The sequence below is a fragment of the Luteimonas abyssi genome, assembly GCF_001482195.1.
In the GTDB taxonomy this organism is placed as follows: Bacteria; Pseudomonadota; Gammaproteobacteria; order Xanthomonadales; family Xanthomonadaceae; genus Luteimonas; species Luteimonas abyssi.
The window spans coordinates 2,982,868-3,001,532 of record NZ_KQ759763.1 but is presented as its reverse complement, the minus strand read 5'-3'; the positions used below and the strand labels follow the sequence as shown (position 1 = coordinate 3,001,532).

Below are 18,665 nucleotides of genomic sequence, written 5' to 3'. Positions count from 1 at the left end.
GCGGACGGTGTCGGCTGCCGCGGGGGTTATTCGGTCCGGCCGGCCAGGCGCATCCGCACCGCCTCGGCGACGCGCGCGGTCTCGCGCAGCGGCTCGAACGCGAACGGCGCCAGCGAGGCGTCGAGCGGCTGGACCCGGCCGCGTGCGCGCAGCGCGTCGACGAAGCGACGCGGACGGCCGGACAGGCGCTCGGGCTCGTGGACGAACACCGGCGCGCAGGTCGCGCAGGCCTCGGACAGCATGTTGACCGAGTCGGCGCTGCAGACAATGCGGTCGGCCCAGCCGAGCAGGCCGGCGTAGGGATTCGGGCCGTCCTGCGGTCCGGTCCAGCGCAGGCCGGGCAGGTGTGCGGTCTGCGCCCGCAGCGCATCGACCACGGCGGGCGGTGTGCGCCGCGACACCGTCGCCAGCAGGCTGCCGGCTTCGCGTTCGATGGTCGGCCGCAGCCAGGCCATCAGGCGGGCGAAGGCGGCCGCGTCGAACGCCAGGTGCCGGCTGGGTCCGCCGAGCAGCAGCGCGGTGCGCGGGCCGGGCAGGGTGCCGAGCGCCGGAAACGCGTCGCGGCCGCGCTGCAGCCAGCCGTCGTCGACCGGGTGCAGGCTGCCCAGGAGCGGGATCACGTTGCGGCCGGAGAGGTGGTCATGTTCGGGCGCGACCACCAGATCCCAGTGGCGGCTGTGCAGACGTGGATCGAGGATCTGCACCGCCTGCGCCCCGGCCGCGCGCGCCAGGCGCGTCGCCAGCGCGGCCTGCCGCCCGCAGCCGATCGCCAAGCGTGGCGGCGCGGTCGCCAGCGCCTGTTCGAAGGCGTCGCCGAACGCGGCGCCGGCGCCGGGCAGCGCCCGCGGCGCCAGCCAGCGCCAGGGCGCGCGGGCGGCGAGCGTCCATTCGCGCGTGGCGCCGCCGAGCGCCGCGGCCAGGGCCGTGGCCTGGCGCACGTTGCCGGCATGGCCGTCGCTGAGGACCCAGACGACGTCGGCGGGGGCGGCACTTCGTTCCAACGATATGACCCTACGTTCCGGCGCCGATTGTGCGGCCGTGTCGGCGGGACTCTACACTGCGGCACACGCCAAGCCGCAAGGACACCGATTCGATGACAGTGCTCGACGCCGCCGCCCTGGACCAGTTGTTCCGCACCGCGCGGACCTACAACCGCTTTTCCGGCGAGATCGACGATGCCACCCTGCACCAGCTGTACGACCTGCTGAAGTGGGGGCCGACCAGCGCCAACCAGAGTCCGGCGCGGTTCGTGTTCGTGCGTTCGGACGCGGCCAAGCAGAAGCTCGCGCCCGCGCTGGCCGAGGGCAACCGCGAGAAGACCCTGTCCGCGCCGGTGGCGGTCATCGTCGGTCACGATCTCGACTTCCACGAGAAGCTGCCCTACCTGTTCCCGCACACCGACGCCAAGAGCTGGTTCGAGGGATCGCAGGACGGCCGGCGCGATCACGCCTTCCGCAACGGCTCGCTGCAGGTGGCGTATCTGATCCTGGCCGCGCGCGCGCTGGGCCTGGACACCGGCCCGATGACCGGCTTCGACGCCGACCAGGTCGATGCCGCGTTCTTCGCCGGCACCAGCATCCGCACCAACGTGATCGTCAATCTCGGCAAGGGCGACCCGGCCAGCATCTTCGACCGCTCGCCGCGACTGGCCTTCGACGAGGCCTGTCGCATCGTCTGACCCCCGGCCGGCCGTGCCCGGCGGCCGTCCCCGCCCACGTTCCACCGCATCCACAAGGAGTTCCGCCATGCGTCCCCTTCAGCTCATCAAGCGTTCCGTGCTCGCCAGCGTGCTGGCCGTCGCCGCCGGCGCCGCGTTCGCCGCGCCGGTCACCTACGAACTCGATCCGACCCACACCGACGTGATCGCGCAGTGGAGCCACTTCGGCTTCTCCAACCCGATCGCCCACTTCGGCGAGGTCGACGGCCGCATCGTCTACGACGCCGACAACGTCGCCGCGTCCAGCGTCGAGGTGGTCCTGCCGATGTCGGGCCTGAACTCGCACGTGCAGGCGTTCGACGAACACCTGAAGAACGACGACTTCTTCGATGTCGCCAACTACCCGCAGGCGACGTTCAAGTCGACCTCGGTCGAAGCCGCGGGCGAGGGTCGCCTGAAGGTCACCGGCGACCTCACCATCAAGGACAACACCCATCCGGTGGTGCTCGACGTGACCCTCAACAAGGTCGGCCCGCATCCGATGACGCAGGCGCCCACGATCGGCTTCGATGCCACGGCCACCATCAAGCGCACCGATTTCGGCCTGGGCCTGTACGCGCCCAACGTCAGCGACGAGGTGCAGCTGCGCATCACCACCGAGGCCAGCGCCAAGGCCGAGTAATCGGCCGGCGCGGTACCATGACGACGCCCCCGGTCACGGGGGCGTCGTCGTTTGCGGAGAACCGTCCCATGCCCGTATTCCGTCCCGCCGCCACCCGTGGCCGTCTGCAGCACGACGGCGTCGACAGCGTGCACAGCTTCTCGTCGGGCGACTACGTCGATCGCGACCGGATGGGGTTCGGCGCGCTGCGCGTGCTGGCGGACGTGTCCGTCGCGCCGGGCGTGACGTTGCCGCCGCAACGGCGCGCCAACATGCAGATCCTCACCTGGGTCCGTTGCGGCGTGCTGGCCTGGTCCGATGGCGCCGGCGTCTCCGGCGAGCTGCATGGCGGTTGCGTGCAACTGCTCGATGCCGGTCACGGCAGCGAGCAGGCCGAGCGCAATCCCTCGGCCGAGCACCCCGTCGAGCTGGTGCGGCTGTGGCTGCAGCCGGAGACGGTCAACGCCGTGCCGCGCCGGGTCGAGGCCTGGTTCGACGATGCCGACCGGCAGGGCCGCTGGCAGACCCTGGCGGGTCCGGACGACGGCGCCGGTGCCCTCCCGTTGCGCGGCGGCGCGCGCGTGCGCGTCGCGCGCATCCTGCCGGAGGCGCCGCTCGACCTCGCGGCGGCGGCCGGCGCACGGGCCTGGCTGCAGGTGTTGCACGGCACGGTCCGCTGCGGGGAGCGCACCTTGGCCGCGGGCGATGCGCTGGAATGGGCATCGCCCCCGGTCGAAGGCGAACTCCGCGCCGTGGGAACGCCTGCGGATCTGTTGCTGGTGGAAGTGCCTTCGGCCTGACCGTCGACGCGACGCCGCCGGTCGCGCCGCAGACACGCGAGACACGCGACCGCCGCCACGAAGCGTGCAGCGATCGGGGTCCGTTCGGGTACCGGTGCGCCGCGGCCCGGTTCGCGTCCGGCGCGGTCGTCCGTCGGGTGGTCCTTCGCCGCGGCCGGGTGTCACGGGCCCCTCCGGCACAGGCGTCTTCGCCCGCGCCTGGACAGGATCGTGCATCGGGATGCCGAGCCCACGCCGGGCGAGGAACGGACGGCTGCGACGCGATCGCACGCTCGTGCATCCAGGATCCTGTCCCTCATGGAAGCGCGTTTGATGCCGAGCCCGATCCCGTCCTTCGTCGTCGCCCTCCTGGCGGCGCTCGCCCTGGGGGGCGCTGCCGCCCAGACCACGCCACCGCGAACCGCGCCCGGGCCTGCGGCGGCCGGCGCGGCGTCGATGCCCGCGTCCGCGCGCGAGGCGCTGCAGACCATCGCCCGCAAGGGCGCCGAGCAGCACAGCGACGCCCTGCTGGTGATGCACGACGGCACGGTCCTGCTGGAGGACGACGGCGACGGGCCGCCCGGCACGATCGAGCTGATGTCGGCGACGAAATCGGTGGTCGCACTGGGGATCGGCCTGTTGCTGGCCGATGGTCATCTCGACGCGCTGGACGCACCGGTGTCCACCTGGTTCCCCGAATGGCGGCAGGGCCGCAAGGCGCAGATCACCGTGCGCATGCTGCTCGACCACACCTCGGGCCTGCAGGACATTCCCAATGCCGGCGCCGAGATCTATCCGGCGCCCGATGTCGTGCAGCTCGCGCTCGCCGCCGAGCTCGACAGCGCGCCCGGCGAGCGCATGCGCTACAACAACAAGGCGACCAACCTGTTGGCCGGCGTCATCGCGCGCGCGTCGGGCAGGCCGATGGATGCGTATCTGCGCGACCGCCTGTTCGTGCCGTTGGGGATGTCGCCGGGAATGTGGTACCGCGACGATGCCGGCAATCCCCATGGCATGGCCGGCCTTCCGCTGACCGCACGCGATGCGGCGAAACTGGGCCAGCTGCTGCTCGACGACGGCGTCGCGCCCGACGGTACGCGGCTGCTGCCGGAGGGGTTCGTCGAGGCCCTGTTCGCGCCCGGCGCGCGCAGCGATGCGGTCGGGCTGCTGTGGTGGCGCCGGCCGGCGTGGCAGGTGTTCAGCCTGCGCGCCGATGCCGCCGGGCACCTGGCCGCGGCAGGCGTCTCCGCCGGGTTCATCGAGGCGCTGCAGCCGCTGGCCGGCCGGCGGTTCGACGACGTCACGGGCGCCCTGCGCGAGGCGCTCGGCGACGATTTCGCCGAGCGCTATGGCCGCGAGATCAACGCACGTGGCCTGACCCGCAGCGATGTGTTCGACGAGCGTTCCGGTCCCGTGGTCGCCTACGAGGCCAACGGCTACCTGGGCCAGTTCATCGTGGTCGTGCCCGGACAACGGCTGGTCGCGGTGCGGCAGATCCGCAGCCGCGAGATGGACGGTACGCATCCGCCCGACAGCGGCTACGCCGACTTCAGCCGCGACGTCATCGCGCTCGCGCAGGCGCTCGGCGGAGACGACGCCGTCCCTGCCGTGCCGGCGCGATAGCGCCGTCCACGCGGACGGCATGCGATATCGCGAAATCCGCCCGGATCGACGGCGTCCGGGCGGTGCGCACCGGGGCGCGCATCGGTTAGTGTGGCGGCCTCGAAACGCAGTGCGGGAGCGATGGCAGCGATGGATGTGGCGGACCGGCCGGAATCGGACATTCGGCATCGCCGGACGTGCCGGAGCCTGCGTCTGGGCGTGTTCCTGCTGGCGGCGTTGCTGCTGGGTGCGGCACTGCCCGCCCAGGCCGACCCGCCGCTGGCCAGTTGCGTGCAGCAGGCCGGCGATGGCGACTATGTCCGCTTCGATCTCTACGGTCCCGGCAGCGCCACCCTGCGCGGACGGGCCTCGGGGCGGGCGTTCACCTGCCCGCTGCAGGTCGAACGCATCGGCGGCTGCGGTCCCGACTGCCGGACCGCGCCACGGGTGGATGTGCGGGTCCGCTTCGATCCTGCCGCCTGCGAGGCGGGCCGGGGGCCGCCGGCACCGGTCGCCCGGCGGGCGAACCTGCGGATCGAGGGCGACCAGGCCCGCCTGTTCGCGCGCACGGGTGCGAGCGCGCGCTGCGACGTGATCGCGGTCGACCCCATCTTCGCCGAGGCGATGGATCTGCCCGCCGCGCCCGCCACCCCCGCGCCCATCGATCTCGGCGCCTATCTGGGCTGGTACCCGCACGAGGCCGTCGGCGGTCTCACGCTGTATGCGCACCCGGCGTTCGAGCGCGCGCTGGACGGCCTCCAGGCCGATGCTGCGCTGCGCGCGATGGTGCAGGGCGGCGTGGTCTCGCCGATCGCCCGCTCGGGCGGACACCTGGTCGTGGCCGGATGCGAGGCGCACACCTGCCTCGCGCGCCAGTGGTGGGTGCGCACCGCGCCCGACGGCAGCCAGGCGAGCGCCTGCATGGACCTGCCGACCGCCGCGGACGGCGCGCGCTGGTATCGCACCGGCGCAGCGCCGCAACAGCGCCCGGAACGCTGTCCGGTCCCGGGCGATTGAATCCCCGCAGATAGCGTCCCGCCCCGTCCCGCCGGCCGCGACGCTCGGCGCGGACAACGGCAGGGACGCGGACCGGGGCGCGCTCAGCGGGAGCGCGTCGAGCAGTAGCGCGGCTCAGCGGTAGCGCGCGTCCAGCATCGCCCATACCGCGCGCAGGCCCTGGGCTTCGCCGCCGGCCGGTTTGCCGGGGCGGTCGGCGTCGTTCCACGAATAGACGTCCAGGTGGGCCCAGGCCTGGCCTTCGGGAACGAAGCGCTCCAGGTACAGCGCCGCGGTCACCGAGCCGGCCATGCGCGAGCCGGCATTGGCCATGTCGGCGACGCGGCTGGTGAGATAGCGCAGGTACGGCCGCCACAACGGCATGCGCCAGACCGGGTCCTGCTGCTCGAGACCGCACTGCAGCCAGCGCTCGGCCACGCCGTCGTCGTTGCTGTACAGCGCCGGCAGGTCCGGCCCGAGCGCGATGCGCGCGGCGCCGGTGAGGGTGGCGAAATCCAGGATCAGGTCGGGCGATTGCTCGCCGGCCAGGGTCAGCGCGTCGCCCAGCACCAGCCGGCCTTCGGCATCGGTGTTGTCGATCTCCACCGCGATGCCCTTGCGGGTCGCGATGACCTCGCCCGGGCGCAGCGCGTTCGGGCCGATGGCGTTCTCCACCGCGGGGATCAGCAGGGTCAGCCGCACCGGCAGCTTGCGCGCCATGACCAGCTCGGCCAGCGCGAGCGCGTGCGCGGCGCCGCCCATGTCCTTCTTCATGTTGCGCATGCCGTCGGCCGGCTTGATGTCCAGGCCGCCGGTGTCGAAGCACACGCCCTTGCCCACCAGCACCAGCTTCGGGTGCGCGGTATCGCCCCAGTCCAGTTGCAGCAGGCGCGGCGCGCGATGCGAGGCGCGGCCGACGGCGTGGATCGCCGGGAGGTTGCCGGCGAGCAGGGCGTCCCCGGTCACCGCATCGAACGTCGCGCCGTGCGCGGTCGCGATGTCGCGGGCGACGGCTTCGAGCTCGTCCGGGCCCATGTCCTCGGTCGGCGTGTTGACCAGGTCGCGGACGCGGTTGCACGCGGCCAGCACATCGAGGGTGGCCGTGTGCGGGGCATCCAGCACCAGCCGTGCCGGCGCGCGTCCGGCGCCGCGGTAACGGGTGAACCGGTAGGCGCCCAGGCCCCAGCCCAGCACGCACGCGTCGGCCACCGCGTCGGCGCCGTGCACGCGCCAGTCGCCGGGCGGCAGCGCGACGGGCATCGGCGCCCAGGCGTAGGGATCGCGCATGTCGGTCACCACCAGCAGCGCGCCGGCCAGGCCGTCGTCGCCGGGCAGGGCGATCCAGCCGCCGCTGGTGAAGCCGTGCGCGTCGAGCCAGGCGCAGGTGCGCGCGTCCTGCTGTGCGCGCCACGCCGCCAGGCCGTCGCGTTCGATCACGTGCAGGGTGCGGATCGTGTCGGCGGCACCGGCGTCGGCGGCGCGGACCAGGCCGGCGGGGAGGGCGGGGGCGGTCGAGTCGGTCATGCGGGCTCCAGGGACAGAGGCGGAAGGGGATGTGGCCGGGTCCGGCGCGTGCAGGTGCGGGCGCCCGCGTCGCGGGCCGGATCGGGCGGGGGCGGGCCGGGTCGGGTCACGACGTCGAGGCGGTCATGGTGCCGGAGTCGTCCTGCGGCTGCCGGCGCGCGATCGCGGCATCCGCTCAGGCGCGCGTCGCGGGCGTATCGGCACGGGGCGCGCGGATGTCGTGGGTGTCCAGCCAGTCGGCCAGACCGGTGAGGGTGTCGAACTCGAGGTCGGGGCGCAGTTGCCGGTTGGTCCAGCGCCGGCCCTCGCGGTTGATCCAGCAGGTGCGCAGCCCGGCGCGGTGCGCGCCGGCCACGTCCGCCTCGATGTGGTCGCCGACGTGCAGCACCTCGCCGTGCGCGCAGCCGAGGCGGTCGCAGGCGGCGTGGAAGATGCAGGCCGACGGCTTCGCCTTGCCGTGTTCGCGCGCACCCAGCTGGAACACGAAATGCTCGGCGATGCCCACGCGGGCGAGATCGGCATTGCCGTTGGACAGCGCGGCGATCGGCACGCGCGCGCTGATGCGCGCCAGCGCGTCGAGGCTGTCGGGGTAATGCTCGACCTCGTTGCGCGCGGCGTAGAACGCCTCGTAGGCCGGCTCCAGCAGCGCCATGTCCGCGCCGCTGTCCTTCAACGCGATCTCCAGCGTCATCCGCCGCAAGGTCGACAGGTCGTGGGCCAACTGCGGGTTGTGCCGCCACACCCGTTCGCGCAACGCGCGCATCGCGTCCACCGGATAGCGCTCGGCGGTGGCGGGGCTGTGGGTGCGCAGCCAGTCGTCGAGCACGCGTTCCACGCGTTCGCCGATCGGCGCGAACGGCCACACGGTGTCGTCGAGATCGAGGGTGATGGCACGCACGGGAAAACGCATGCGGACCATTGTAGAAGACCGCGGCCAGCCGGCCCCGGCGGATGCGTGTCCGGCGTCGCTCATTCCAGCAGGCGCGCCCAGCGCTCCATGCCGTCCACACGGACCAGGATCATCTTCACGCAGACCAGCAGCGGCACCGCCAGCAGCAGGCCGACGATGCCGAACAGGAACCCGAACACCATCAGCCCCAGGATCAGGATCAACGGCGACAGCGCCATCCGCCGGCCGAGCACGATGGGCGTGATCAGCTGGCCCTCCACCGTGTGCAGGCCCATGTAGATCGCCAGCGGCAGCAGCGACATGCCCAGCGTGTCGTAGGTGACGAAGCCCAGCATCAGCATCAGGATCGCGCCGATGAACGGACCGACGTACGGCGCGAAGTTGAGCAGCGCCACGATCGTGCCCCACATCGCCGCTTCCGGCAGCGCGATCCCGAGTGCGTACAGGCTGGCGGCGAAGGCCAGCCCGAGCAGGGTGTTGATGATGCTGATGGTGAGGATGTAGCGCGAGATCTCGCGCTCGATGGACGTCATGATCTCCACCGTCAGCTTCTTGCGCTGACGGTCGGGCAGCAGGGCGATCGCGTGCCGCTGCAGGCGCTCGCCGTAGACCATGAAGAAGAACGTGAGCAGCACCACCGCCAGCACCGACGCGGCCATGCGCGGGGTCGCGGTCAATCGCTGCCAGGCGTCGTCCTGCTGGATCTGCACCAACTGCGCGCGCCGTTGCGGCGTGCCGTCGGTGGCGCGGGCGAACGACGCCGCGGCCTCGCTGGCGGAATGCATCGGCTTGGTCATCTGCTGCAGCCGCGGCGCCAGTGCGCGCAGCTGCGCCGGCGCCTGTTCCACCCAGCCCTGGACCGGTCCGGCCAATTGCCACACCAGCATCGCGGTGGCGGCCAGGCCGGCCAGCAGCACCAGCAGTGCGGCGAGGAACCGCGGCACGTACAGGCGCCGCAGCACGCGCAGGATCGGGTTGCCGATCATCGCGAAGAACATCGCCAGCAGGATCGGCAGGATCAGCGCCTGCGCCACCCAGGCCGTGGCCAGCACAGCCAGGGTGGCCAGGACGACGACCGAAACCGGCGCCCGCGGGCGCGGGCGCGGCGCAGGAGGCGGCGACGCGTCCGCGCCCGCGATGGTGTCGGCCGACGCCGTCATCGGCGAGGCTCAGCGCTCGGACAGATCGGTGGCGGCTTCGGCCGGTGCCGGTTGCCGCTCCGGCGTCGACTCCACCCGGCTGCGGTCGCTGCGCGGGCGCGGCGGCGCGACGGCGGTGTCGTCGGCATGGGCCGCAGAGACCGTCTCGGCCGATGCGGCGCCCGCGGCGGCGGCCCGTGCCCGCGTCGCCTGGGCGGCCGTCTGTGCGGCGGTCGCGCCGCCGCCGGCACCCGTACCGGCAGGCCCGCCCGACGAGTCACCCGATGCCGTCGCGGCGGCCTGCCGGGGGGTGCCGGCCGCATCGTCGGCGGCGGCATCCGCGGTGTCGGCGGCGTCCTTCGCAGTGGCCGCCGCGTAGGCGGTCTGCAGCGACGCCACCAGGCCCGACAGCGACGTGATCAATTGCATCATGCGCGGATTGGCGAACTTGCCGACGTGGCGCAGGGCACGCTCCGGCTGCGCCTTGCCGCTGACGAAGCCGGTCAGCAGTCCCACGACCACGATCCGCGTCGGCGTCCATGCCTCGCGCCAGCGCGCCTGCAGGCTGTTGCGGGCGGCCGTGGTCTGCAGGATGCGACCCTCGACCACCTGTTCGGCGCGATCGACCCGGCGCTTGAGCTGTTCGAAGTTCACGGCCCTGCCTCCGGTGTGCGCGCGACGGGCGGTTGCACCGGCCGGCCGGGCGGTGGCGGGGGATTGCCGATGGGGGCGGGCGGCGCGGGCGGCGGCGGCTCGGACGGAGGCGGCATGCCGTCGTCCTCGTCCTCGTCTTCCTCGCTGGCCTCGTTGAACAGTCCCAGGCGATGCAGTTGCCGGCGCGTGGCGTGCAGACCGGCCAGATCGAAGAACGCCGACGCGCGCCAGGCCGCCAGTGCGGTCACCAGCAGGCTCACCAATGCGGCCAAGGCCATCGCCAGCATCCAGCTCACGCCGGGGATGCGCTGCACCAGGGCGACGAATGCGCCCATCAACAGCAACCACGACGACGCGCCGAACACGATCGCCATCGCGCCCCAGGCCAGTACGCGGCCGATGGCGCTGCGGGCCAGCGCGAAGTCGGCCGAGAACAGGCGCCGCAGCGCCTTGCCGGTGCCCAGCGCCGCATCCACCGTCTCGCGGCCGGCCTTGCCGATGCGGCGGACGCTCTCGTCCAGGTGCGGCGGGCGACCGGGATTCGGATCGTCCACGCCGCAGGCGTCGTCGTCGCGGGCCTCTTCGGCGGTCGCGCTCAATGGCTTCTCCCCTGGCTACGCAACAACGGTGCGATCAGCGGCGGCCGATCTTGGCGATCAACCAGCCCGCGGCGAACGCGACGCCGAACGAGGCCAGCGGGCGCTCGCGGATCAGATCGGCGGCGCTGTCGACCAAGTCGCGGCCCTTGTCCATCAGCTCGTCGACCTGCTCGCGCGAGGCGTCGCCCAGATCTTCCAGCGCGGACAGCCCGGCCGTGGCGCCGTCGGCCAGGTCGGCCTTGACGTTGGCGCGGCCCAGGCGGAGCTCTTCGCCCGCCGCCGTGCTGGCGCCCTTGAGCGCATCGCCCGCGTCGTGCGCGGCCTGCTTCAGGGCGCTGCCGGCGTCGTTGAGGTTGTGCTTGAGGTTTTCGGTGGAGGTGGGGCTCATGGCGGATCTCCTGCGGGTGGGTGTGGCGGGGGGAATGCCGATCGGCGTGTGGCTTACTGCAGATCGACCTGGAAACGGCGACCGCCGCGCATGATCAGCAGCGACAGTTGATCGGGCTGGTCGGCCAGGGCGGCGCGGAAGCCGGCCAGATCGTGGAACTGACCGCCGGTGGCGGCGAGGATCAGGTCGTTCGGGCGCAGGCCGTTGCGGGCGGCGCGGCTGTCGGGCTCGACGCGCTCCACCAGCACGCCGCTGGCGCGGTTGGTCTGCCGGCGCAAGGCCTCCGGCAGGTCGGACAGGGTGGCGCCGGCCAGGCGTGCGTCGTAGGACGCGCCGTCACGCGGCAGCTCGGTCAGGCGCGCGCTGAGTTCCAGCGAGCGGCCGTCGCGCAGCACCTGCAGGCTCATCGGCGTATCCACCGGCTGCAGGCCCTGGATGTTGCGCAGGGCCTCGGCGTTGTCCACGCGCTGGCCGTTGGCCGACACGATCACATCGCCGGTGCGCAGCCCGGCGCGGGCGCCGGCCGCGCCCTCGTGCACGCGGGTGACCGCCGCGCCGCGCGGCTCGGACAAGCCCATCGCCTGCGCCAGTCGCGCATCGACGGTCTGCAGGTCCAGCCCCAGGGTGCCGCGGCGCACGGTGCCGGTGTTCTCCAGCTGACGCATCACGCTGCCGGCCAGGTTCGACGGAATCGCGAACCCGATACCGATGTTGCCGGCCTCGCTGCCGCGCAGGTTGAAACTGGCGGTGTTCACCCCGACCAGTTCGCCGTTGAGGTTGACCAGCGGACCGCCGGAGTTGCCCGGGTTGATCGAGGCGTCGGTCTGGATGAAGTTCTGGAATCCGATGCCGGGCACGTTGCTGCGCCCGACCGCGGACACGATGCCGGAGGTCACCGTCTGGCTGAAACCGAAGGGATTGCCCACCGCGACCACGAAATCGCCGACCCGCAGCGTGCTGCTGTCGGCCAGCGGGATCGCGGTGAGGTTCTCCGCTGCCACCCGCATCAGCGCGATGTCGGTCTCGGGGTCGGAGCCCAGGAACTCGGCTTCCAGCGTGCGGCCGTCGCCGAGCGTCACCGAGACTTCGTCGGCGTTCTCGATGACATGGTGGTTGGTCAGGATCAGGCCGCGCTCGGCGTCGACGATGACACCCGAGCCCATCGACTGCGCCAGGCGCTCCTGGCTCAGGTCCGGGAACATGCGACGGAAGAACGGATCGTTGCCGAACGGACTCACCTGCACGCGCCGGGTGTTGTTCACGCCGACCACGGCGGGAATCACGCGCTCGAGCATCGGCGCCAGCGACGGCATCGGCTGGCCGGCGACTGCCGACGGCAGGGCGCCGGTGCCGGTCACGGTCGCAGGCACCTGCGCCACGGGCGCGGACTGGGCCGCGAGCGGCCGGTTCATATCGACCAGCACCGTGGCCGCAAAGCCTCCGAAAGCGGCCGCGGCGGTGAGGGCAAGCAGGGTGGGCAATGCACGCATGGGACGTCGATTGTTTCGTTGGTGTGGGTGGCAGCAACGTGAAAGGCGTGTGGCTGCGCGGGACGAGGCGGCGCGGGTGCGCACGGATCGAAGCTAGCGCGCCGCGCATGCGGTCTCCATGGCCTGCGGTCATGTGCGAGGGCCTGCGGTCGGCGCCTGTTCATGATGCCCGCCCGCGCCGGTTTCCGCAGCGGCCGCCCGCGTGCGGACGCTTGCGGGCGTCTCCCCACCGACGATGGCGACGGGATCTCCGTCGGGGGTGCATCGCGCGTGCGATCGCCGGCCATGCGAGTGCCGACACCTGCAAACAAGGTGTTTTCGTCATCGCGGCGGCAGCCGGATTCGCGTCGCTAAAGAGCGAACGACCGCACCCATGCGCCGGCATGCATGGCCGCAGCGACGATCGAACAGGTGCGTGGACGCGCGGTCGCCGCCGATCCGTCGCATACCCGAAGGGCGCTCGGCGCCGCCGCGCGCCGAATCGCCGCGTTATTTTTTTGTTCCGCGCCGCGCGAAAACTTCGTACATTCCGCTTCACGGGCACGGTGCCCGTAATTCCAAGACGAGGAAAACCCCGATGAGCAACGGTAACGGAGTGACGGCGACGATCGCCGATGCCGCCGATTCCATCGCCGAGAAGGCGCAGGAAGTCGGCAGCAGCGTGGTCGCCACCGCCAAAGAGGCGGTCACGCGCGTGCGCAAGGCCGCCAAGAAGGCGAGCAAGACGGTGAGCAAGCGCGTGACCAAGGCCAAGAAGAAGCTGGCGGCCGCCAAGGCCAGCGCCACCTCCGAAGCCGCGGCGCTCAAGCGCAAGGGCGCCGGCAAGAAGGCCGCCACCAAGACCGCGACGAAGAAGGCCACCAAGAAGGCGGCCGCCAAGAAGGGCGCGGCGAAGAAGACCGCCAAGAAGGTCGCGAAGAAGGCCACCGCCAAGAAGGCGGCGGTGAAGAAGTCCGCCACCCGCACCACCAAGAAGGTCGCCAAGAAGGCCGCCGCCAAGAAGGGCGCGGTGAAGAAGGCGACCAAGAAGATCGCCAAGAAGGCGACCGCCAAGAAGACCGCAGTGAAGAAGGCCGTCGCCCGCAAGGCACCGGCGAAGAAGGCTCCGGCAAAGAAGGCCGCCGCCAAGAAGGCGCCGGCTCGCAAGGCCCCGGCGAAGAAGACCGCGAAGAAGGCCGCCCGCAAGGCGACCCGCTGACGCGTCAGCCGTCGAGCCCCTCTCCCGCCTGCGGGAGAGGGGTTGGGGTGAGGGCCGTTCGATCCACCGCACCGTCACCCCAAGAGAGCCCCATCACGGTCGCATCGAGCGCCCGGACGTCCTCTTTTGCACTGTGGGTACAGCCAGTGCGGGTGAGGTAGTGCGTAACAACGTGGAACCAGCAACGGGGCAGTGGCTTGGAAGTGAACCTGACCCCGGTTCTCCCCGGCGACCCTCGCCTGAGCGGCGTTACCACTCCGAAAGTGTCGAATAACGCCGGCCCGGCCATTCGCCTGATAACACACGAGCGCTAGGCACCGGGGCAGCTGGGCATGCCTGCGCAACAGGCTGATCTCTGTAGGATTTCTCTGATAGCGAAGCGAAGAGTGGCGGCGCATACTCCGGCGCAACAGGGGCTAATAGTAATTAGCGGGACTAGGGACTATGGCTATCATCGAAATTCAGAGCGAAGCTGACCGGTTCGTCCTTCACTTCGAGACGAACAGGCACCAAATCAATGCTTTCGCTTTGGCGACTTCGCTTGCTGGGCTCGCGGAAGCGGTTCGCGAAGCAAGTTCGATAGTCAATCCCGGCTACGCTGTAGAAGTTGTTGTCTTGGCGCTTGAGGAAGGAAGCTTCGAAGCAGTCGTAAAAACAATTTTCGAGAAGACACACAGTGTGTTTTCGCATGAAGCGTCGAAAGCGATAATCTACGGCGTTATCGCGGGCTACATAGTCACAAAAATGGTGGCGCCCTCAGATCCGACAATAGTCGTAACTGACAGCTCAGTCATCGTCGAGTATGGCGATACAAAAGTGATTGTCCCCCGTAATGTCTACGAGGCACAGCAACAGGTAGAGAAATCTAAGCGCTTCGAAAACGCGATTGGACAAGTTTTCCGAGGAGCCGAATCAGACTCAACGGTGACAGGGCTGCGGATTGATCCTCCAGACCGTAGGCAGCCGGGGCCGAAGGTGCCTCGCGAAATGTTTTGTCGCTTCGACACGCGAATTCTCGACGACGAAGGCGACAGGGTGGTAGTCGAGTACGCCAATCTTGAGATTTCGCGCGCGATCCTCGCGCGCGGAAGGCGAAAGTGGGAGTTTTACTGGCGAGGTGTGAAAATTTCTGCCCCCGTTCTTGATGATCGGTTCTACGATAAATTCTTCGCACACGAAGTCACGATTGCTCCTGGAGACGTCCTGAAGGCGGCAGTGCGCATTGTTCAACGGCAAGACAAAGATTCCGGTATTTACAAGAACCATAGCTACGAGGTCATCGAGATCATCGATCACATTCCAAGGATGCGGCAGGCGTCTCTTTAACTATTCACTCAAGCCGACGCCACTTCGTGGCGTGGTTTAACTCAGGTGCTGGGCCTCAAAAGAACATGGCTGCCGACTTCTTCTTTCAAGACCCTACTTTCGAGATCCAGCCACTGACCACGGTTGCTATTTTTAAATGGCAGCGCTTAGGCAATCCGGAGGTGCAGTACGCGATTGCTGCCGAGGAGCAGTACCTGCAGTTCCATTTATACATGCTGAAAAACCTTCGGCACACTCGCGCCGGCCAACTCGCAGACCCGCCATATAGACGTGAGCTTGGACTCTCAGTCAGAGCAGGAGCAGTGAAAGCTGCTGTACTCGTTGCCGCCTCGATCACAGAGGCGGCACTGCGAGCAATTGCTGAGACGCGGGGTTACACGCTCAATCAAGACCTGCGGCGCCGTACCTTTGGCAACGTCATTCGGGCATGGGAGATAGCTGGAGCCCCACAGCCCGAAGTTGCAGATGTATGGCCTCAAGTGAAGGCTATGCATGCCGTCAGGAACTTCGTGCATCTTCATGCGGCTGCAGAAGCCGACGATGCGGCCTGGGTTCGAGTGCTTGAGCGCGAGGATGAGTTGCTGCAAGGGGCGCTAAGAGTGATCGACCATGTGGCCGCAATTGAGGCCTAATAATTAATTCAAGCTGACATCGCTTCGCGGCGCGGCTTAATCAGGCGTTAGAAGTCACAGGGGACTTCATGGACATCTCCTTAAGCAGACCCACGGCTTGATTCAATCGTTAGCTTTCATGCCCAATCTTCCGGTGATCATGGACAACTACCACAATCCTAAGCCCGGTAAAACGTACATAAGTCCAGCGCTTCCGGCCTTCGGGGACAAGACCCGTCGAGTCCGTATAGCGTCGAAAGTCCTACCCTCTGCCGATGGATATGAGTACGTCAAAGAGCGCGATGAAGTTGTAGTGCGACAGAAGCCAAATGCGGCTACCTACATCAAGGCAAAGTTTATCGAAGACACTAAGGGTGTTTTCGTTCTCACCATCCAGAAGTTTTCTGCAGATACCGGCATGCCTTACGGCACCGGATTTTCATTTGTGGGCGAAGAGATCGGTCGCTTCTGCGAGTTTCTCGCCAATATTCAGTCCGTGAGCCTGGAAGGCGGTAGCTCAGTCAACATTTCAGATGCTGAGTTGCGCAAGATTGCACTCACGTCACAGCAGGCAAAAGAATTGTTGGAGGATAATGAAGAACTCGTCGCGGAGGTTCTGCGGCACTCCGTGACTAAGAGCGATGTAGTAGCGCTCGGCTACCGCAAGAGGCAACTTGAGGTCTTTGGAAAACTTCTAGAGAGCGAAAGCTACTTTAATGATCTAAAAAAGAGGAAGCAGTGTAAGGATGAAGCGTTGTGGCAACAGTTCTTCGAAGCAAATTCGTGGATATTCGGTTACGGGCTGAGTTATATCTACTCTTCGGGGCTCGAGGACAGAAAGCTTGAACAAGTGGTCCGCGGCTACCAATTGGATCAGTCTGGGAAGCGTGTCGATGCGCTTCTAAAGACTAGAGCGCTAGCCTCGACTCTGTGCTTTGTGGAGATCAAGACCCACAAGACACCCCTGCTTACCTCCACAGCGTATCGGGCCGGCTGTTGGGCTCCGTCAGAGCATCTATCTGGCGCAGTGGCTCAGGTGCAAGGCACCGTATCGTATGCGGGAGAGACCATTTTCGGGAAACTTCAACTTACGGATAAGCAAGGCTTTCCCACAGCAGAAGAAGCTTTCAACTTCTCCCCAAGATCCTTCGTTGTTGTCGGCACGCTCGGGCAATTTTCCGGAAAAAATGGGGTAAATGATACTCAGCTAAGGTCGTTTGAGATTTATCGTCGAAACCTACACCAGCCTGAGGTCATCACTTTTGATGAGCTCTATGAGCGTGCTCGCCATATTGTGGGCGTCAGTGAAAGCTAACAATTAATTCAAGCCGACGCCGCTTCGAGGCGCGTCTTAGCTCAGGCGTAGGCGAGGGTGAAAATGATTCGGAGATCCAGCATTTCCTTAAAGGCCAATCCGGCGCTGACGGCTCGCCGGGTCATCCTTGATAACGAAAAGATTGTTTACCTTCTTGTTGCATCAAAACCACTTCATTATCCGTCAGGCAAATCCCGAATTGCTTATATCGGTACAACAAAAAAGGGTGGTTCTCGAATAGCATCGAGCGTCGCCACGCGTGAATCATCAATTCTAAATCTTCACGGCGTCACTGAGTTTGAAGCTCGCGTAATCACCTGCAAAGCGCGACAACGAGTAAAGATGTGGATAAAACTTGAGCGTGCTCTTTTACTTAGCTTCAGGGATATATTTGGCGAAGTGCCGAGGTGCAACACTCACGGAAAGGGTTTTGTGGAGGAGAAGGAGTTTGAGTACTTTGCAAGAAATCGGGTTAATGCCATCATCCGCTCGTTGTCCTAGGCCCGCGCCAACGGCGTCCACGGTACACGGGGTCAGGTTCACTTAGCCCGACCGCAACAGCGAGGTTCTTTTTCGCATGGATGACCGGTCATCTGCTCTGAGCTTCGCTACGCTGGAAGCACGCATCAAAAGCATGCCGGACGGCCCCGCCGCGATACTCAATACGCCTCGCCCGCTCTACTGGCTCAACATCTTCGGCTCCGTCGCGATCGTCGTCGGGTTGTTGCCCTTCCTACTGGTGCAGTTCCTGACGCCGCAATGGTGGATGGTGCGGCTGGCGCAGGTGGGCGTGTGGAGTGCGGGCGTGCTGTACGCGCCCGGGATCCTTCGGGCGTTGGTCGTCATGGCCCGCGAGTTCTGGCACTGGCGCATCAAACTCGTGGAGCAGAGCGATCACGACCTGGCGCAGTTCCGTGCGCTGCGGTCGTGGTTGCAGACGTTTCCGCGCGCCGAGCTGGAAGAACACCGCAACTTCGCGCGGCTGGCCCACGACCGCCTCGGCTCGAAGCTGGTGTTGCTGATGGGCGGTATCGAGCGCGTGGGCATCCTGCCGGTGCTGGTCGCCGTGTTCTTTCTGTTGCGCGAGGTGGATGGCCTCGGTGTCGAGTCGCTCGCCGATGTGCCGCTCTGGCAGGGCGTGCTCGCGCCGTTCCTCGTCATCACTTGGTGGATCGGCGTCATGGCGGTGCGCATGCGGCTGACGCATGAGTTGTACGCCGTGGTGCTGACGGACGCGCTGGCGTGCGGCGATGAAGCGCCTGAAGCGTCTTCGATCTGAGAGCGCAGTGAGAGTGCGTGGAATTACCGGGCGATGTTGAACGGTGTTGGTGCGGAGGCAGCGCACAGCATGCGGCTCTCGTTGCGTCGGCCCGTACGTTCGAGGGTGATTCAAAAAGCGACGTCTTCTGTCTGACCCACATCTCAGAAAAGTCCTACGCGTCGTCGTCCGAAATGCGCCATTTCCACGCTTGACGCTCCCGCGCACTCCGTAGCAGACTCGATCCCAAGGAGCGTAGAAACTCCTCAGACAGCGGTCCCCACCTCCGTCAAACCGGTGGGTTTTTTGTGCCTGCACGCTTGCAGGCATGAGCCGACGCGATGCCTGCGTCGGGAGGGCGGCTAATACAAAACCCTTCGGGGAAATACGCCCGCCGTCTGTCTGCGGTTTCTAACCTCCCGACTTCCCGTCCACACCCGTGGACGGGCACTTCATGGAATGAGGGAGACGACGATGTCGAAGTCCGATACGAAGAATTGCGGCGAGTTGGGCTATTTCCTGCCGGAGGACGGCCAGTTCCGGTTGCGCAAGCTGCAT

Annotated in this window: 18 protein-coding genes and 1 pseudogene; 11 read left to right on the top strand and 8 right to left on the bottom strand. The window is 67.7% G+C overall.

The window, feature by feature from the left end:
- Positions 1–26 precede the first annotated feature (26 nt).
- The gene (locus tag RG19_RS13005; protein WP_058835636.1) at positions 27–1,001 is read right to left on the bottom strand and encodes a mitochondrial fission ELM1 family protein; all 975 of its coding nucleotides are present in this window, start codon (positions 999–1,001) and stop codon (positions 27–29) included.
- Between the two features lie 92 nt (positions 1,002–1,093).
- Between RG19_RS13005 and RG19_RS13000 the strand changes: the two genes are divergently transcribed.
- The 5 genes from RG19_RS13000 (at position 1,094) to RG19_RS12980 (ending at position 5,716) form a co-directional block, all read left to right on the top strand.
- A complete protein-coding gene (locus RG19_RS13000) occupies positions 1,094–1,678 on the top strand; it encodes a malonic semialdehyde reductase (RefSeq protein ID WP_058835635.1) in 585 nt (194 codons plus the stop codon).
- Positions 1,679–1,745: 67 nt separating this feature from the next.
- Positions 1,746–2,339, top strand: coding sequence for a YceI family protein (locus RG19_RS12995; RefSeq protein WP_058835634.1), 594 nt, complete (start codon positions 1,746–1,748; stop codon positions 2,337–2,339).
- A gap of 68 nt (positions 2,340–2,407) precedes the next feature.
- Positions 2,408–3,118: a pirin family protein gene (locus tag RG19_RS12990; protein ID WP_058835633.1), complete on the top strand. Its 711-nt coding sequence runs from the start codon at positions 2,408–2,410 to the stop codon at positions 3,116–3,118.
- Positions 3,119–3,415: 297 nt separating this feature from the next.
- The gene (locus RG19_RS12985; RefSeq protein WP_157515264.1) at positions 3,416–4,720 is read left to right on the top strand and encodes a serine hydrolase domain-containing protein; all 1,305 of its coding nucleotides are present in this window, start codon (positions 3,416–3,418) and stop codon (positions 4,718–4,720) included.
- A 120-nt stretch (positions 4,721–4,840) separates the two neighbouring features.
- Entirely contained in the window at positions 4,841–5,716 is an 876-nt protein-coding gene (locus RG19_RS12980; protein ID WP_157515263.1) for a hypothetical protein, read from the top strand.
- A 114-nt stretch (positions 5,717–5,830) separates the two neighbouring features.
- Here the strand turns inward: RG19_RS12980 and RG19_RS12975 are convergent, their stop codons facing one another.
- From RG19_RS12975 to RG19_RS12945, 7 genes and pseudogenes are all read right to left on the bottom strand, one after another.
- Positions 5,831–7,219, bottom strand: coding sequence for a leucyl aminopeptidase family protein (locus tag RG19_RS12975; protein WP_082672663.1), 1,389 nt, complete (start codon positions 7,217–7,219; stop codon positions 5,831–5,833).
- A gap of 175 nt (positions 7,220–7,394) precedes the next feature.
- Complete coding sequence (locus tag RG19_RS12970; RefSeq protein ID WP_058836607.1) at positions 7,395–8,129, bottom strand: HAD family hydrolase; 735 nt, start codon at positions 8,127–8,129, stop codon at positions 7,395–7,397.
- A gap of 59 nt (positions 8,130–8,188) precedes the next feature.
- Entirely contained in the window at positions 8,189–9,289 is a 1,101-nt protein-coding gene (locus tag RG19_RS12965) for an AI-2E family transporter (RefSeq protein WP_058835631.1), read from the bottom strand.
- 9 nt (positions 9,290–9,298) lie between these two features.
- The gene (locus RG19_RS12960) at positions 9,299–9,922 is read right to left on the bottom strand and encodes a hypothetical protein (protein ID WP_058835630.1); all 624 of its coding nucleotides are present in this window, start codon (positions 9,920–9,922) and stop codon (positions 9,299–9,301) included.
- A 131-nt stretch (positions 9,923–10,053) separates the two neighbouring features.
- Positions 10,054–10,521, bottom strand: a pseudogene (locus RG19_RS12955) (phage holin family protein); the annotation flags it as partial.
- A gap of 34 nt (positions 10,522–10,555) precedes the next feature.
- Positions 10,556–10,909, bottom strand: coding sequence for an ElaB/YgaM/YqjD family protein (locus tag RG19_RS12950; RefSeq protein WP_058835629.1), 354 nt, complete (start codon positions 10,907–10,909; stop codon positions 10,556–10,558).
- 53 nt (positions 10,910–10,962) lie between these two features.
- Positions 10,963–12,399, bottom strand: a complete 1,437-nt coding sequence (locus RG19_RS12945; protein WP_058835628.1) for a Do family serine endopeptidase — start codon at positions 12,397–12,399, stop codon at positions 10,963–10,965.
- A 577-nt stretch (positions 12,400–12,976) separates the two neighbouring features.
- On the opposite strand from RG19_RS12945, the gene RG19_RS12940 reads away from it, so the two are divergent.
- From RG19_RS12940 to RG19_RS12930, 6 genes are all read left to right on the top strand, one after another.
- On the top strand, positions 12,977–13,597 hold the full coding sequence (locus tag RG19_RS12940) for a hypothetical protein (RefSeq protein WP_058835626.1): 621 nt from the start codon (positions 12,977–12,979) through the stop codon (positions 13,595–13,597).
- Positions 13,598–14,041: 444 nt separating this feature from the next.
- Positions 14,042–14,923 carry an LAPAL motif-containing putative phage structural protein gene (locus RG19_RS17660; RefSeq protein WP_157515262.1) on the top strand — a complete coding sequence of 294 codons (882 nt, stop codon included), beginning with the start codon at positions 14,042–14,044 and terminating at the stop codon, positions 14,921–14,923.
- A gap of 65 nt (positions 14,924–14,988) precedes the next feature.
- Positions 14,989–15,555, top strand: a complete 567-nt coding sequence (locus tag RG19_RS17310) for a hypothetical protein (RefSeq protein WP_082672662.1) — start codon at positions 14,989–14,991, stop codon at positions 15,553–15,555.
- Between the two features lie 118 nt (positions 15,556–15,673).
- Positions 15,674–16,849, top strand: coding sequence for a Shedu immune nuclease family protein (locus RG19_RS17305; protein ID WP_238376640.1), 1,176 nt, complete (start codon positions 15,674–15,676; stop codon positions 16,847–16,849).
- Between the two features lie 57 nt (positions 16,850–16,906).
- Positions 16,907–17,350: a hypothetical protein gene (locus tag RG19_RS17655; RefSeq protein ID WP_157515261.1), complete on the top strand. Its 444-nt coding sequence runs from the start codon at positions 16,907–16,909 to the stop codon at positions 17,348–17,350.
- Positions 17,351–17,426: 76 nt separating this feature from the next.
- The gene (locus tag RG19_RS12930; protein ID WP_157515260.1) at positions 17,427–18,128 is read left to right on the top strand and encodes a hypothetical protein; all 702 of its coding nucleotides are present in this window, start codon (positions 17,427–17,429) and stop codon (positions 18,126–18,128) included.
- The last annotated feature ends 537 nt before the right edge of the window (positions 18,129–18,665 follow it).

Coding starts and splice junctions, on each gene's coding strand:
- RG19_RS13000 (WP_058835635.1), top strand. CDS start 1,094: ATGACAGTGCTCGACGCCGCCGCCCTGGACCAGTTGTTCCGCACCGCG.
- RG19_RS12995 (WP_058835634.1), top strand. CDS start 1,746: ATGCGTCCCCTTCAGCTCATCAAGCGTTCCGTGCTCGCCAGCGTGCTG.
- RG19_RS12990 (WP_058835633.1), top strand. CDS start 2,408: ATGCCCGTATTCCGTCCCGCCGCCACCCGTGGCCGTCTGCAGCACGAC.
- RG19_RS12985 (WP_157515264.1), top strand. CDS start 3,416: ATGGAAGCGCGTTTGATGCCGAGCCCGATCCCGTCCTTCGTCGTCGCC.
- RG19_RS12980 (WP_157515263.1), top strand. CDS start 4,841: ATGGCAGCGATGGATGTGGCGGACCGGCCGGAATCGGACATTCGGCAT.
- RG19_RS12975 (WP_082672663.1), bottom strand. CDS start 7,219: ATGACCGACTCGACCGCCCCCGCCCTCCCCGCCGGCCTGGTCCGCGCC.
- RG19_RS12970 (WP_058836607.1), bottom strand. CDS start 8,129: ATGCGTTTTCCCGTGCGTGCCATCACCCTCGATCTCGACGACACCGTG.
- RG19_RS12965 (WP_058835631.1), bottom strand. CDS start 9,289: ATGACGGCGTCGGCCGACACCATCGCGGGCGCGGACGCGTCGCCGCCT.
- RG19_RS12950 (WP_058835629.1), bottom strand. CDS start 10,909: ATGAGCCCCACCTCCACCGAAAACCTCAAGCACAACCTCAACGACGCC.
- RG19_RS12945 (WP_058835628.1), bottom strand. CDS start 12,399: ATGCGTGCATTGCCCACCCTGCTTGCCCTCACCGCCGCGGCCGCTTTC.
- RG19_RS12940 (WP_058835626.1), top strand. CDS start 12,977: ATGAGCAACGGTAACGGAGTGACGGCGACGATCGCCGATGCCGCCGAT.
- RG19_RS17660 (WP_157515262.1), top strand. CDS start 14,042: ATGGCTATCATCGAAATTCAGAGCGAAGCTGACCGGTTCGTCCTTCAC.
- RG19_RS17310 (WP_082672662.1), top strand. CDS start 14,989: ATGGCTGCCGACTTCTTCTTTCAAGACCCTACTTTCGAGATCCAGCCA.
- RG19_RS17305 (WP_238376640.1), top strand. CDS start 15,674: ATGCCCAATCTTCCGGTGATCATGGACAACTACCACAATCCTAAGCCC.
- RG19_RS12930 (WP_157515260.1), top strand. CDS start 17,427: ATGGATGACCGGTCATCTGCTCTGAGCTTCGCTACGCTGGAAGCACGC.